General features: G+C 69.3%; 12 protein-coding genes and 2 tRNA genes. 11 read left to right on the top strand and 3 right to left on the bottom strand.

Going from position 1 to position 14176, the window contains the following annotated elements; all coding sequences use genetic code 11:
* The first annotated feature begins 24 nt into the window (after positions 1-24).
* Together GTY96_RS31480 and GTY96_RS31485 are read left to right on the top strand one after the other, a co-directional pair.
* Complete coding sequence (locus tag GTY96_RS31480) at positions 25-1533, top strand: hypothetical protein (protein ID WP_161666653.1); 1509 nt, start codon at positions 25-27, stop codon at positions 1531-1533.
* Complete coding sequence (locus GTY96_RS31485; protein WP_161666695.1) at positions 1533-1886, top strand: DUF2019 domain-containing protein; 354 nt, start codon at positions 1533-1535, stop codon at positions 1884-1886. Before GTY96_RS31480 ends, GTY96_RS31485 begins: the two co-directional genes overlap by 1 nt.
* A 163-nt stretch (positions 1887-2049) precedes the next feature.
* Here GTY96_RS31485 and GTY96_RS31490 read toward each other — a convergent pair.
* Together GTY96_RS31490 and GTY96_RS31495 are read right to left on the bottom strand one after the other, a co-directional pair.
* A tRNA-Glu gene (locus GTY96_RS31490) sits at positions 2050-2122 on the bottom strand.
* A 12-nt stretch (positions 2123-2134) separates the two neighbouring features.
* Positions 2135-2207: transfer RNA gene (locus GTY96_RS31495), tRNA-Lys, on the bottom strand.
* Positions 2208-2377: 170 nt separating this feature from the next.
* On the opposite strand from GTY96_RS31495, the gene greB reads away from it, so the two are divergent.
* The 5 genes from greB (at position 2378) to GTY96_RS31520 (ending at position 6617) form a co-directional block, all read left to right on the top strand.
* Entirely contained in the window at positions 2378-2914 is a 537-nt protein-coding gene (greB, locus tag GTY96_RS31500) for a transcription elongation factor GreB (protein ID WP_143905708.1), read from the top strand.
* 9 nt (positions 2915-2923) lie between these two features.
* On the top strand, positions 2924-3919 hold the full coding sequence (locus tag GTY96_RS31505) for a beta/alpha barrel domain-containing protein (protein WP_143905710.1): 996 nt from the start codon (positions 2924-2926) through the stop codon (positions 3917-3919).
* Positions 3920-4095: 176 nt separating this feature from the next.
* Positions 4096-5415 carry a PhoH family protein gene (locus tag GTY96_RS31510; protein ID WP_143905712.1) on the top strand — a complete coding sequence of 440 codons (1320 nt, stop codon included), beginning with the start codon at positions 4096-4098 and terminating at the stop codon, positions 5413-5415.
* Positions 5416-5450: 35 nt separating this feature from the next.
* Positions 5451-5768 (top strand): HP0495 family protein, encoded by a 318-nt coding sequence (locus tag GTY96_RS31515; protein ID WP_143905714.1) that lies wholly within the window; start codon positions 5451-5453, stop codon positions 5766-5768.
* A gap of 87 nt (positions 5769-5855) precedes the next feature.
* Positions 5856-6617, top strand: coding sequence for an SAM-dependent methyltransferase (locus GTY96_RS31520; RefSeq protein WP_161666654.1), 762 nt, complete (start codon positions 5856-5858; stop codon positions 6615-6617).
* A 57-nt stretch (positions 6618-6674) separates the two neighbouring features.
* Here the strand turns inward: GTY96_RS31520 and GTY96_RS31525 are convergent, their stop codons facing one another.
* A complete protein-coding gene (locus GTY96_RS31525; RefSeq protein WP_143905718.1) occupies positions 6675-7763 on the bottom strand; it encodes a diacylglycerol/lipid kinase family protein in 1089 nt (362 codons plus the stop codon).
* 407 nt (positions 7764-8170) lie between these two features.
* Between GTY96_RS31525 and dnaK the strand changes: the two genes are divergently transcribed.
* From dnaK to GTY96_RS31545, 4 genes are all read left to right on the top strand, one after another.
* On the top strand, positions 8171-10084 hold the full coding sequence (dnaK, locus tag GTY96_RS31530) for a molecular chaperone DnaK (RefSeq protein WP_143905720.1): 1914 nt from the start codon (positions 8171-8173) through the stop codon (positions 10082-10084).
* 218 nt (positions 10085-10302) lie between these two features.
* Positions 10303-11148: a hypothetical protein gene (locus GTY96_RS31535; protein WP_161666655.1), complete on the top strand. Its 846-nt coding sequence runs from the start codon at positions 10303-10305 to the stop codon at positions 11146-11148.
* 27 nt (positions 11149-11175) lie between these two features.
* Entirely contained in the window at positions 11176-11583 is a 408-nt protein-coding gene (locus tag GTY96_RS31540; protein ID WP_161666656.1) for a thiol-disulfide oxidoreductase DCC family protein, read from the top strand.
* Between the two features lie 51 nt (positions 11584-11634).
* Complete coding sequence (locus GTY96_RS31545; RefSeq protein ID WP_161666657.1) at positions 11635-14166, top strand: AAA family ATPase; 2532 nt, start codon at positions 11635-11637, stop codon at positions 14164-14166.
* Positions 14167-14176: the final 10 nt, after the last annotated feature.

Here is a 14176-nt window from a genome sequence, read left to right on the forward strand (position 1 = left end):
CCTCGGTGGGGCTGGGGGTGGACAATGCGCGCTGACGCCTTGCTGCTGGCCCTGGCGGTGCTGACGACGGGCTGCGCGTCCATGCCTTCCGCGCGGCATCGCGGGACGCTGAACATGAGTGGCCCGGTGGGCGGAGGCACAGGCTTCGAGGGCGAGGGGCGGCTGCCGCGCCGCCATGCCCCCGTGGTCGAAGTGACGGGGGCAAGAGTCGGCAGTGCGGCCGGTCCGGTCCGCGATGCCATGCCGCGCAGCGCGTCCGAAGAGGACTCCTGGGAGAAGCTGCTCACGGACGCCGGGCTGGAGGCCCAGGACGTGCGTCCCCTGGCGGGCGGGGCACTGACTCCAGTGCAGGCCGCGAGGCTGCTGGGCCAGCTGATGCAGAAGCCGGTGACTCTGGGCAACTTTCCGCCCCGCATGGCGGCGGGCTTCCTGCTGCGCGAGGTACTGGAGGGCGGCGAAGTCTCGCGCGAGGAGCTGCTGCGCCGCGTGGAGCGATTCGCCCGGGAGCAGGTGGCCGTCCTCCGGCCGGATGGCTACCTCGCGTGGGCCCTCAACGGAAACACGCAGCAGAGGGTGGCACCCGTCGAATGGCGGGACAGTGCCTTCCGTGCGCACGGCTTCGAGCTGGGCCGCTTCTACAGCGGCAAGGGCGGCGTCTTCCGCGCCGTGGACGCGCAGCTCCAGGCCTCGGACTGGCGTCCCCTGGGCGAGGTGTACAGCGACGCGGACGTCATCAGCCGCTCGTTGGATGGGGCACAGGATGCCTTCGTGGAGCTGTACCACGCGCTGGGGCAGGCCCTCTCCCGCCCCATGGATAGCATCGCGGCGCTGAGCAACCTGCCCGCTGGCGTCGCGGCCCTCATCGCGTCATCGCCCGAGTACTGGGAGCGCTTCCGGTACATGACGCAGGGCGAGCAGGTCCGCGAGGTGGCGCGGCTGACGACGAACGTCATCGCGACCTGGGGGGCGGCCTCGGCCACGACGCGCACGTTGACGGGATTGTCGGCGGGTGCGGAAGCCACGTTGCCGGTGCTCTCGCTGTCGTCGGAGGGCGCACTAGCGTTGGAGCGCGTCGCGGTGCCAGTAGGACGCGCGGCGTCGGTGTTGAGCGGAGGGCCGGGGGCGGCCATCATCCTTCTGAAGGCAGGGGATTCGGCGGGTTCAGGTGGCGGAAGCGGTGAAGGCGCACAGGGTGCAGCGCCGTCGAGCGGGCCGAAGGGCTACTCGTCCTTCAAGTCGTTCAAGAGGGCCATGGGGCCAGCAGGGGAGGGCAAGGAGTGGCACCACATCGTGGAGCAGACGGACGGGAACGCGGCACGCTTCGGACCGCAGGCGCTCCACAACACCGAGAACATCATCCCGCTCGACAAGGCACTTCATACCCAGGTCAGTGGGATCTACTCCTCGATCAATTATCGGATCACGGGTTCCGAAACGATGACTGTGCGGCGGTGGTTGAGCACTCAATCCTTTGAAGTCCAGCGTGCGTTCGGACTGCGCGCCGTGGAGAACGTCCGGAACGGGGTGTGGTGATGGAAGACCTTCAGAGAATCGTGGAAGAGTTCGCGCGGCACGCCGCTGCACAAACCGAAGCCATCATGCGCGGTGATCCAAAGACCGGAAACAAGCACGCGAAGCAGTCGCTGGCTGCGTTCAAGCAGCTCAAGGCCCATGGCGACGCAGGCCGAGATGCACTCGCCACGCTCTTCACGGATCCGCGCATGGACGTGAGGACGGCGGCGGCAGTCTTTCTGCTTCGGCACCGGACAGTTGACGCGAAGGCGGTACTGGAAGAGGCCGCGAAGGGAACAGGGCTCATTCCCTTCGAAGCACAGGAGGCCCTGAAGCGCTGGGAAGAGGGGACTTGGTCCCTGGATCCGGCCTGACGTGATACTAGGCGTGTGCCCTAGGATGACTTGGGGATCATGTCGGAACCCCGCGCTCGACGGGCCTGTTGTTCTCGGCGAGGGAACAACGAAGGAACAACGTTGAGCGGTCAGAAACGAACGGGGTTGGACGGTTTGACCCGTCCAACCCCGCGTTCCTGCATGTCCCCGACGGGATTCGAACCCGTGTTACCGGCTTGAAAGGCCAGCGTCCTGGGCCTCTAGACGACGGGGACGTCGTCACTGCTTGAGTCGCGGGGGGCTCGAACCCCCGACCCTCGGCTTAAAAGGCCGGTGCTCTACCAGCTGAGCTAGCGACTCGCTATTCTTTTTTTCACAGCTCTGAGCCCTGCACGCGGCCCCGCGACGCGCTTCCTACCAGCAGCGCCGGGCGAGTTCCACTGGCGATCGCAGCCGCTGCTTCCTGACACCCCCGGTGCCGGCCCTCGGTGAACATCCGCCTGTCAGCGTCCGGGGCTATACACAGGAGCATGTCCCAGGAAGTTCACGACCCGCCTGACACCCCCGAGGACGACGAGGCAGGGGAGCAGGCGCCGTTCCGCCGCTACCTCACCCGAACGGGCGCCGAGCGCATGCACCGCGAGCTCCTCCAACTGCTCAACGAGGCCCGCCCCAAGGTCACCGCAGAGGTGTCCGCCGCCGCCGCGCAGGGCGACCGTTCAGAAAACGCCGAATACATCTACGGCAAGAAGCGCCTGCGGGAGATCGACCGTCGCATCCGCTTCCTCCAGAAGCGTCTGGACACCGCCACCATCGTCACCCCCGCCGAACAGGTGGACCGCTCGAAAGTCTACTTCGGCGCTACCGTCACCCTGGAGGACGAGGGCGGAATTCGCAGCACTTACCAGATTGTCGGTTCTGACGAGATCGACGCTTCAGGTGGCCGCATCAGCGTCGAATCACCCATGGGCCGTGCGCTCCTGCGCAAGGCACCGGGTGACACCGTGGAGGTGCGGCGCCCCCGGGGGGAGATCGAGCTCACCCTGGTGGACATCCGTTACGACTAGGACGCACCCATGCCTCGGCCGCCACCGCTCAGTCCCCACTCGCGCCGCACCTATTCGCGCCTGAGCGGCCTGGACCTCTCCGCCTCCGCGGGCGAGTCCCTCTCGTTGGATGACCTGGGCCTGGAGGCGGGGGGCGACCGCGTGGGCCTGGCCTTCGGCACCTACAGCCGCGAGGGCCTGGAGCGCGCCCTCCACGCCTACGGCTTCGCCCAGCGTCTGCGAGAGCGGGTGGGCCCCTTCGAGCTGCGCCTGTCCTGCCAGGACCCCTTCCAGCCGCGCATCACCTTCCTGAGCCGCCGCTACCACGCGCCCGTCGCAGACCTGTCCCTGCGCCGGGCCACGGGCGCGGAGGTCGGCTTCACCCATGCAGCGGCGGAGGCGCCGCTGCTCTACCTGGACAGCCTCCTGCTCCAGCATCCGGGGCGCCCCTTCGACTGGAACCGTCCCCCCTTGCCCGGGCAGCTCCACCCCGGCCTCTCGCTGTCCCGCGACATCCTGGAGCTGCTGCACCTGATGGCCCGGCGCATCGGCGCGGAGGCCGTGGCGTTGATGCCCGCGACGTTCGCCGCCGCGTGCATCTACGAGCCGCGCTTCACCTTCGTGGACGGCGCCGCCCAGGGCCGCTTCAGCGCCATGCGCCGCTCCGGACGTGGCTGGCCCCGCTGGCTGCTGGCTTGGGCGGTGGAGCTGGGCTGCATGCGGGATGCGCAGGGCGAGCCCGCCCTCTACGCGCCCTCGCCGATGATCAGCCCCCTGTCGCGGCGGCTGGCGCGGCGGTTGGACACGCGCGGCTGGCACCGGGCACAGCGCTTCCAGGCGAAGCAGGGAATGACGCTCGACGAGGAGGCGTTGCAGGCGCGCTTCCCCTGGGCCCGGATGCCCTCCGGCCCTCCGCCCGAAAGGGTGGTGGAGATGCTCGGATATGATCCGCTGTCGCCCCCATCGCCGGGGCTGGACGGGGAAGAACCTGGGTCATCCTTCCTCCGGGCCAGCGCGACCTCCTGACGCCTCTTGGCGAGGCCCGTCCCGGCCGTGCTCTATCGGACGGAGCTTCGTCGTTCCGGGCGGGAATGCGGCTGGTGCCCCCTCGTTCGGTGTCTATATTGGAGGAAGCAGTCCTCCAAGGTCGTCGCTCGCCGTCAGCAATCGCACCCGAACCAGGTCAGGTCGCGAAGCCCTCGATGCGAAAGAACTTCATCCTCGACACGAACGTCCTCCTCCATGACCCCCGCAGCATCTACGGGTTCAAGGACAACAACGTCATCATCCCCATCTACGTCATCGAGGAGATCGATCAGTTCAAGCGCGATCTCTCCGAGCTGGGGCGCAACGCGCGACTGGTGGCGCGCTACCTGGATTCGTTCCGCGCGGAAGGCTCGTTGAAGGAGGGCGTCCCGCTGCCGCACGGTGGGATGCTCCGTGTGGCCTTCACCGACCGTGCGCTGCCGTCGTCCATGGCGGACAGCAACCTGGTGGACAACCGCATCCTCGCGGTCGCCCTGGACCTGATGGAGACCGAGCCGGAGACCCAGGCCGTCTTCATCACCAAGGACACCAACCTGCGCATCCGCGCCGACGCCCTGGGCCTGTCCGCCCAGGACTTCGACACCGAGCGCGTGGAGATCACCGACCTCTACACGGGCTTCACCGAACTGCTCGTGCCCAGGGACATGGTGGATCAGCTCTACAAGCCCGGTGGCGAGGTGGAGGTGCCGGCCCAGGACCGGCTCTTCCCCAACGAGCTGGTGCTGCTGAAGGACGAACTCAACCCGTCCCACACCGCCATGGCCCGCTTCCATGGAGCCAAGGCGCGGCTCGTGCCGCTCGCGCGCCAGAGCAAGGAGGGCACCTGGGGCATCCGTCCGCGCAACATGGAGCAGGCCTTCTGCCTGGACCTGCTGCTCAACGACGAGATCAAGCTCGTGACCATCGTGGGCAAGGCGGGCACGGGCAAGACGCTGCTCGCCATCGCCGCGGGCCTGCAGAAGGTGACGGAGGAGGGGCTGTACCACAAGCTGCTGGTCAGCCGTCCCATCTTCCCCCTGGGCCGAGACATCGGCTACCTGCCTGGCAGCGTCGAGGAGAAGCTCAATCCGTGGATGCAGCCCATCTTCGACAACGTGGAGTTCCTGATGAACCTGAGCCGCGCGGACAAGAAGGCCGGGCGCGGCCACCACGAACTCATCGACCTGGGGCTGATGGAGATTGAACCGCTCACGTACATCCGCGGCCGCAGCATCCCCAACCAGTTCATCATCGTGGACGAGGCGCAGAACCTCACACCCCACGAGGTGAAGACCATCCTCACGCGCGTGGGGGACAACACGAAGATCATCCTCACCGGCGACCCGTTCCAGATCGACAACCCGTACGTGGACTCGACGAACAACGGGCTCGTTCACGTGGTCAACCGCTTCAAGAACGAGAAGATCGCCGGCCACATCACCATGGCCAAGGGCGAGCGCAGCATGCTGGCCGAGCTGGCGGCCAACCTGTTGTGAGGCGCCCGACGCCCTCCGCCTGATAGAGACGTGTCATGACCCAGGACGGCACCGACAAGCCCGAGGCTCCCGGCGAAGAGAAGAAGCCCCTCATCGAGTACCCCGCTGTCTACGAGTACAAGGTGATGGGCAAGGCGACGGTCGAGGAGACCGCCGAATTCGAGGAGCACGTGCGCTCGCTCTTCCGCCGGAAGATGGGGACGGAGGTGTCCCCGGACTCCATCCATGTGCAGCACAGCCGCAAGGGGAAGTTCGTGTCCCTGAGCGTGTCGGTGCTGCTGCTGTCGGAGGAGCAGCGCCGGGCCATCTACACGGAGCTGCACCAGGATCCCCGCATCGTCTACTACCTGTGAGGCAGGCGGTGCGCGGGCACCACCCCAGGGTGGGCTGGAGCCCTCCGGCGGCTGGAAGTCCGGCCGGGGTGCGTATATGAGGGTGGAATGAGTCCCGCCGAGCACTTCCCGCTGTACCTCCCGCCGGGGGCGCAGCGCGCGTTCGGTTCGGACGACGCCACGCGCCGCTTCGCCAAGGTGGCCCAGCTCGAGCCGGGCTCGCGGGTATTGGTGCTCGGCAGTGGCCCCGAGGGCGGCGCCGCCGTGCTGTTGGCCCAGGAGCTGAAGTGCTCCGTGGTGGCCGTGGACACGGACGAAGCGCTCGTGTCCCCCGTGCGCGAGCGCGTGCGCTCCCAGGGCCTCTCCGATCGCATCGAGGTGCGCCGCGTGGCGCCGGACGCGCTGGGCATGCTGGATGGGCCGTTCCACGGCATCCTGGTGCCGGGGCGGGTGCAGTACCCGCTGGACGTCTCCCTGCGTGTGTTCCGCCCGCTCCTGGGCAAGCGCGGACGGGTGGGCTTCACCTTCCCGGCGCGCGTGGGGCGCTTCACGCCCAAGCCGGTGCTGGACTTCTGGGAGAAGCGCCTGGGCGCGCCGCTGCTGCTGCCCCGCGAACTGCTCCAGGCGTTGGAGACCGCCGGCTTCGAGCCGGAGTCCGTGGAGTCGCTGCACGACACGGAGCTGGACGCGTTCTACAAGGACCTGGAGGCGCACCTGCCAGAGGGCGCCTCGCAGGACAGCGCCTCCCTGCGCGAGGAGCTGGCCCTGCACCGCGAGCACAACCAGAAGCCAGGGGTCAGCTACGCGTTCGCGGTGGGACGCCGCAAGGAACCGGGTGAGAAGCCCCCGGCGTCGCGCGACCGCGGCTGAGCCGGTGCTTGGGCGTGGGGGAGGGCCCGGAAGACAGGGCCCTTCAACCGCCGGGCGCTACTGCACGCCGTTGAAGTCGAGCAGCTCGATGGACTCGGGCGCCACCGACAGCGTGACCTGCTCGCGATAGCCGGCCGCGTCGCCGCCGACCTGGAAGGGCATGGGTCGCGCGAAGCGGATGGTGACCTCGCGGGCGTGGAAGTCGTGCAGGCCTTCCGGCGCCCAGCGGCCGCTCCACAGGCGGGGCAGGTTGGCCAGCACCTGCGTGGGCGTCACCTGGCCCAGGCGCAGCTGCAGGTAGCCCTGGCGATCATTGGCGTGGGGGAACATGCGGAAGCCGTAGCCATAGAAGGGCATGGTGCCCGCGGCGGCCATCATCAGCTTGCCCCGGAAGAGCACCGCGCCCGGCGCCAGCGGCGCGCCCACCGTCTGGCCCTCCGCGCCCAGGCGGTAGGCCTCCGACGCGCCGTTGACGACCTCGCACTCCACCTGCACGGAGCTGGTGAGGTAGTGCGGCACCGTCTTGAAGGCCACCGCGGAGAAGTAGCCGCCACCGCCGGACATGACCCGCTTGAACAGGCCCTTGCCCAGCGACTCCTTCACGGCGATGTAGTCGTTGAGCACCTTGCCATCCACGCCCAGGCCCGCGAACGGCGCGCGCTGCCCGTTCACCTGCACCAGGTTCATGGTGCGCACGCCGGGGACCTCCGCCGCGCGGGCACGCACCACGTCGTTGAGGATGCCATCACCCCGGGTGCTGGAGGCGTTGACGAACGCCGCGATGCCGTTCCCCGTGCCCAGCTTGAGGATGCCGAAGCGCGGCGCCGTCTGGCCGGCGAACTTCCCGCGCGGACCCACCTGCTGCAGGACCTCATTGACGAAGCCCATGAAGGTGCCGTCGCCGCCGCCGGTGAACACCGTGGGGTAGCCCCGCTCCAGCACCGTCTGCGCGATGCGGCGCGCGTCCAGCGGCGAGCGGGACAGGAACAGGTCCTCCTCCGGCACCACGTGCGACATCAGCTTGACCACCCGGGCGTCCACCTTGCGGGCGTTCGCGTTCAGCAGCACCGCGACCTTCGGTTCCGCGGACGGAAGCGCCGTCGGCGAGCGGCGGAAGTCCGTGGAACGGAGGGGCTGAACCAGCATGGGACGACTCCAAAGGGGCGGGGAGCGGTATGACAGCGCTGACGCGGTGGGGACTGTGCACTTTTCTCGCCAACCCCTGACGCGAGGCGTCAGCGCCGCACCTTGATGTGATTCCAAGGGGTTGAACGGTCAGCTGGTCCCCACTGCGACCGCCTGGTTGCTACCGCGGGGTGACGGCGGTGTAGAGCGCGTTACGCACCCGTGGCGTGGAGATGGCGTTCAGGTGACGGGCCCTCGGAGGGCCGCTGCGCACTGCGCTACGCAGGGGGCGTCATCACCTTTGCATTGGGTGCCCGGGCCTACGGGGAAACCCGTCCTGGCGTTTGACACGTCGGGGGGGGTGGTTACGTTGGGCTTACATCGGGATTTCGTAGGAAAAACGCAGTCATTTCCGGAGGATGGGAACCGTGGGCAAGATTATCGGAATCGACCTGGGCACCACGAACAGCGTGGTGGCGATCATGGAGGGTCGCGAGCCCAAGGTCATCGTCAACGAAGAGGGCGCCCCCACCACGCCGTCCGTGGTCGCGTTCACGAAGGACGGGGAGCGCCTGGTCGGTCAGGTGGCGAAGCGCCAGGCCATCACCAACCCCGAGCAGACCGTCTACTCGGTGAAGCGCTTCATGGGCCGCCGGTTCGAGGAGACCAGCGAGGAGGCGAAGCTCGTCCCCTACAAGGTCGCCCGGGGCCCCAACGGCGACGCTCGCGTGGACATCAGCGGCAAGCAGTACAGCGCGCCGGAGATCAGCGCGCAGGTGCTGCTCAAGCTCAAGCGCGCCGCGGAGAACTACCTGGGGGAGAAGGTGACGGAGGCGGTCATCACCGTCCCGGCGTACTTCAACGACGCCCAGCGCCAGGCCACCAAGGACGCCGGTGAGATCGCCGGCCTCAACGTCCGCCGCATCGTGAACGAGCCCACCGCGGCCGCGCTCGCGTACGGCATGGACAAGAAGAAGGATGAGAAGATCGCCGTCTACGACTTCGGCGGCGGCACCTTCGACGTGTCCATCCTGGAGGTGGGCGAGAGCGTCGTGGACGTGCTGGCCACCAACGGCGACACGCACCTGGGCGGCGACAACATCGACCTGGAGATCATGAACTGGCTGATCAGCGAGTTCAAGAAGGACACCGGGCTCGACGTCAGCAAGGACAAGATGGTCATCCAGCGCCTGAAGGAGGCGGCGGAGAAGGCCAAGATCGAGCTGTCCAGCGCGATGCAGACGGACATCAACCTGCCGTTCCTCACGGCGGATGCGTCCGGTCCCAAGCACCTGAACGTGAAGCTCACGCGCGCCAAGTTCGAGCAGATGATTGGCCCTCTGGTGGAGCGTTCGCTGGAGCCGTGCCGCAAGTGCCTGAAGGACGCGGGCCTGGAGCCCAAGGACCTCAACGAGGTCGTGCTCGTGGGCGGCACCACGCGCATCCCCATGGTGCAGGAGGCGGTGAAGCGGCTGTTCGGCAAGGAGCCGAACCGCACGGTGAACCCGGACGAGGTCGTGGCGGTGGGCGCCGCGGTGCAGGCGGGCGTGCTCTCCGGCGAGGTGAAGGACATCCTCCTGCTGGACGTGACGCCGCTGTCGCTGGGCGTGGAGACGCTGGGCGGCGTGATGACGAAGCTCATCGAGCGCAACACGACCATCCCCACGCGCAAGTCGGAGACCTTCTCCACGGCGGCGGACGGCCAGACGCAGGTGGAGATCCACGTGCTGCAGGGTGAGCGCGAGATGGCGGGCGACAACCGCAGCCTCGGCCGCTTCCACCTGACCGGCATGCCCCCGGCGCCGCGCGGCGTGCCGCAGATTGAGGTGACGTTCGACATCGACGCGAACGGCATCCTCAACGTCAACGCCAAGGACAAGGCGACCGGCAAGGAGCAGAAGGTCACCATCAGCCACTCGTCCGGTCTGTCGAAGGACGAAGTGGAGAAGATGGTCACCGACGCGCGCAGCAACGAGGCCGCCGACAAGTCGCGCCGCGAGCTGGTCGAGGTGAAGAACCAGGCGGAGAGCCAGGCCTACGCCGCGGAGAAGATGGTCAAGGAGAACAAGGACAAGCTCACCCCCGACGTGGCGAAGGCCATCGAGGACGGGGTGGCGGAGCTGAACAAGGTCCGCGAGGGCCAGGACAAGGACGCCATCAAGGCGGCCCTCGAGAAGCTCCAGCAGGCCAGCTACAAGGCGGCGGAGGAGATGTACCGCGCCACCGGCGGCGCGCCGGGCGCCACGCCTCCTCCGGGCGGTGAGCCCTCCGCGGCGCCGGGCTCCAGCGCCCAGCCGTCCGCGAAGGACGACGTGGTGGACGCCGAGTTCCGCCAGTCGTAAGGCCGTGAGGTCCCCACCGCGAGGCGGGGGCTGAGACTCCAGGGCCGGTGCTCCGACGAGGGGCGCCGGCCCTTCTCTTTTCTTCCGCGCCGCTGGACGGGCGTTCCGGACGCGGGATGCAGGGCGGAGGCAACCGCGCGATTTCACGTGCGCGGCCATTGGCGGAGGCACTGCAAGGAGCGGGCGGGTTCCTCGCTGTCTCCAGAAGGTGTCCCGCCATGTCCCGCATCGAATCCCTGCTGTCCGGCGTGCTCCCCGACCTCGGCGCCTCCGAGGTGGGCTTGAGCCCCCTGCCCATGCGCCCGGAGGCGGCGTCCCGTGCGCCCGCGGCCCCAGCCAACTCCGTGGAGGTGTTCCAGGGCGCCAGCGCGCCGGCCACGCCTCCCGCGCGGCCGGCCCGGGCGCGGGAGGGCAATGGCTTCGACTTCGGGGTGGGGGGCGCGTTCCCACCGAGGCCCACCGGCTCCCTGAAGGAGCAGGTGAAGCAGGGGGCGTTGCTCCTGGAGCAGACCCAGGCCGCCGCCTTCAGCGTGACGCTGGACAAGGGCACGGCGATGGACACGTACGCGCGCAAGCAACTGGGCCACCTGGATCCGAGCCCGCCCATCCCGGGAGCCCCCACATCCCTCACCGACTACGCCAGCAGCATTCCCGGCGTGTCCGCGCGGGAGGCCTACGCCGCGTTCGTGGGCAACCCGGAGCTGCTCTTCGGCGCGGCGGGTATCTCCCTGCGGCCAGCGGCGAGCGCGCTGACCGATGGTGCCCGGCTCTTCCTGGAGGAGCAGGGGCCGCCGCCGGTGTGGGCCCCCATCACCGTGAAGCTCAACGAGACCCAGCGCACGGTCCACATCACCACCCTGGACGGCCACCCGCTGCGCGGCACCAACCAGTTCATCTTCGAAGATGACGGCACCGGAGGGACGCGCATCCGACAGTACTCCGCCTTCCAGGGCAGCTCTCCGGCGACATCGGTGGGGCTCGCGCTGATGGATCCCATTGAGCGGCAACACGACATCTGGCGCGCGGTGCACGGACAACTGCATGAGATGCTCCGGCCGCGTTGACATACTGGGTCCGTGGGGAGGTGACGCGTGACGACGCTCCAGACGACACCGCCGGGACATGACGTGGTCCTCTACGACAGCCACTGCCGCATCTGCAGCGGGGCTGCTCGGGAGATGCGCAGGCTGGTCGGCGGGCAGGGCACGCGGCTGCTCTCGTTCCGCGACGAGGGCGTGCTCGACGCCTTTCCAGGGGTGGGGCTGGAGCGGTGCGAGAAGGCCATGCAGCTCATCCAGGCGGACGGCCGCGTCCTGGAAGGGGCGGAGGCCATCGTTCGCGCGCTGGGCCGGCGGCCGCTGGGCCGCCTCCTCTACGTGTACTACGTGCCGGGCCTGCGCCAGCTCGCGGATGCGGTGTATGGGGTGGTGGCCCGCTACCGCTTCCGCATCGCGGGTCGCAACTGCCCCGACGGGGCCTGCGCGGTGCACTTCAAATAGGGGAAGGGGGGCGGGTAGCATGCGTCCTTCCCCGTTCGCTCCTGGCCCTCCGTGACCTCGCCTCCTCCCAACCTGCAGGCCGCCCAGTCCTTTCGCCGCTTCTTCGGGGAGCTGAGAGAGACGTACCTGGAGCGGGATACGCTGTTCACGCAGATCGAGCTGGCGCTGCTCTGCCGCGAGCACGTGCTGGTGGTGGGGCCGCCCGGGACGGCGAAGAGCGCGGTCGCCAGCGCCGTCCTGGGGCGCATCACGGACGAGGTGTCCGGGCTGCCCTCGCTGTTCTCCAAGCAGATCGCGGAGACCACCCTGCAGACGGACCTCATCGGCCCGGTGGACTTCAAGGTGCTCACGGAGACGGGGCGCACCGAATACCTCACCGACGAGGGGATGCTGGGCTCGGTGCACGCGTTCCTGGACGAGGTCTTCGACGGCCGGGACATGCTGCTGCGCTCCATCCTCAACGTGATGTACGAGCGGGAGCTGAAGCACGGCCGGAAGGTGACGGCCGGGCGCACCGAGTGCGTGGTGATGACGAGCAACCGGTACCTCACGGAGGTGCTCGCGCGCTCGCCGGAGCTGCTCCTGGCGTTCGCGGACCGGTTGAGCTTCATCAGCTTCGTGCCCAAGGCCTTCGCGCGGCGGGAGAGCCGGGCCGCGATGATGCACCGCTTCGTCCACGGGACGCGGCCGGACCTGCGCGCCACGCTGACGCTCCAGCAGTTGGATCTGCTCCAGGACGCGGTGGCCCAGGTGCGGGTGCCCGGCCACGTGCTCGAGGGCGTGGAGATGCTGACGGACGCGCTGGAGCGCGCGCTCGTGGCGCAGGTGTCGAAGCTGCCGGACTACGTGCCCACGAAGTACTTCTCGCAGCGCTCGATCGTGAAGGCGCTGTGGACGCTGAAGGCGGCGGTGGTGCGCGATCAAATCTATCGCCGCCCGGACCGGCCGCTCGAGGCGACGGTGGAGGACCTGGACGCGCTGCGCTGGTTCTTCCTGCTGGGCGGCCCGCCCGCGGCGGAGGCGGACGCGCTGCTCAAGGCCGCGGTGGACCCGCGCGAGCGGGCGCAGCTGGAGATCGTCCGGTTGGAGCAGCGCACCTTCGACGAAGTGCTGGGCAAGGTGCGCCAGGAGCTGGGCGGCGGCGTGGAGCGCGAGGCGACGGCGCTGGCGGCGGCCGATGACGTGAACGCCGCGGAGGGGCTGAGTCGCAACTGGCAGGCGGGCGTGGTGTCCAGCACCGCGCGCGGCGTCCTGGGCAAGCTGGTGCCGGGGCCGCGCCACGGCCAGAACCGGGCCCCGCTGCTGGTGGCGGCGCGCGCGCTGGTGGCCGCGCTGGAGCAGCGGCTGTCGCGGGGCATGACGGTGGGGCAGGGCGAAGGGCGAGGAGGCGTGGCGCTCCTCGTCGCCATCCGCGATGTCCTGGAGTTGAGCCGGACGGTCCCCGAGCTGCGGCCGGGATACTCCGCGCTGTGCGAGGCGTCCGCGCGGTTCCTGGAGCAGGCGCTGGAGATGAGCGCGTCCGCGGCGGAGGGGCTCGCCTTCGAGGACAGCGTGAAGATGGAGTGGCTGGCCGGGCTCGCGGAGAACCTGGAGGAGGAGCTGGGGGTGATGGGGGCGCTGGCCGCGACGATCACCGAGGCCGTCCCCTCCCTCCACGAGCGGCTGCGCGATGCCGACCGGGACACGCGCCAGCGGGTGGTGGCCGCGCTCCGGCGCAGGGTGTCGGCGGCATTCCCCGCGGGCGCGCCCCGAGGCCGCAAGGATCCGCTGGATGCGCTCTCCGCGGATTCGCGGCGCCTCTCCCAGCTGGAGCAAGCGCTGACGGCGTTGGACCCGGCGCAGGTCGGGTTGAAGCAGGAGCTGCTGCGTCCGCTGAGCGTGGCGTACGCGCGCGAGGTGCTGGGGGCGACCCCGTTCGAGCGCATCGAGCAGTACGGCCGCGCGGTGCAGGCGGTGGCGGAGAACCTGCGGCGCGAGGGCGTGACCGCCGAGCCGGTGCTGGCCGAGTGCCGCGACCTGATGGAGACGCGCCTGCGCGAGCATGCCCGCGTGCTGTCGCGCGAGGTCGCCAGCCCGCCCCCTGCCCCGAACGCCGTGCTCAACGGGGATGCGTACACCTACTACCGGGGCGAGCTGTCCGCGCAGGCCCCCGATGGCGAGATGGCGGCGCTGGTGGGGCTGGATGGACAGCTGATGGCGGCGCGTCCCCCGTCGGCGGCGGCCTTCCTCTCCGACACGGTGCGCGCCGCGGTGGCCGAGGCGGAGCTGTCCTTCCTCCAGTCGCGCATCAAGTACCTGCGCAGCTGGCTGACGCAGCTGTTGTCCGCGCTGCCCGCCCCGGAGGCGCTGAATGGTCGCGCCGACGCGGAGCGCACCTTCGAACGGCTGGTGCGCAGCCGCTTCCCCCTGCTCGCGCTGAAGGAGGGGGAGCTGGTGCGGCTCAAGGCCACCCTGGGCATGCTGGAGACGCTTCCGGGGGAGCTGGGGGACAGCGCGCGCAAGCTGTCCGCGCAGCTTCGCGGCATCGACGAGGACTTCGGGCGCTTCAGCCGGCAGGTGCTGGAGCGGCGGACCGCGCCGTGAGCGCGGCGGC

Source organism: Corallococcus silvisoli (assembly GCF_009909145.1).
Classification (GTDB): Bacteria; Myxococcota; Myxococcia; order Myxococcales; family Myxococcaceae; genus Corallococcus; species Corallococcus silvisoli.

Bases quoted from the DNA above. Each gene is read 5' to 3' on its own strand.
- GTY96_RS31480 (WP_161666653.1), top strand. From the start codon at position 25: ATGCGCGCTGACGCCTTGCTGCTGGCCCTGGCGGTGCTGACGACGGGC.
- GTY96_RS31485 (WP_161666695.1), top strand. From the start codon at position 1,533: ATGGAAGACCTTCAGAGAATCGTGGAAGAGTTCGCGCGGCACGCCGCT.
- greB (WP_143905708.1), top strand. From the start codon at position 2,378: ATGTCCCAGGAAGTTCACGACCCGCCTGACACCCCCGAGGACGACGAG.
- GTY96_RS31505 (WP_143905710.1), top strand. From the start codon at position 2,924: ATGCCTCGGCCGCCACCGCTCAGTCCCCACTCGCGCCGCACCTATTCG.
- GTY96_RS31510 (WP_143905712.1), top strand. From the start codon at position 4,096: ATGCGAAAGAACTTCATCCTCGACACGAACGTCCTCCTCCATGACCCC.
- GTY96_RS31515 (WP_143905714.1), top strand. From the start codon at position 5,451: ATGACCCAGGACGGCACCGACAAGCCCGAGGCTCCCGGCGAAGAGAAG.
- GTY96_RS31520 (WP_161666654.1), top strand. From the start codon at position 5,856: ATGAGTCCCGCCGAGCACTTCCCGCTGTACCTCCCGCCGGGGGCGCAG.
- GTY96_RS31525 (WP_143905718.1), bottom strand. From the start codon at position 7,763: ATGCTGGTTCAGCCCCTCCGTTCCACGGACTTCCGCCGCTCGCCGACG.
- GTY96_RS31535 (WP_161666655.1), top strand. From the start codon at position 10,303: ATGTCCCGCATCGAATCCCTGCTGTCCGGCGTGCTCCCCGACCTCGGC.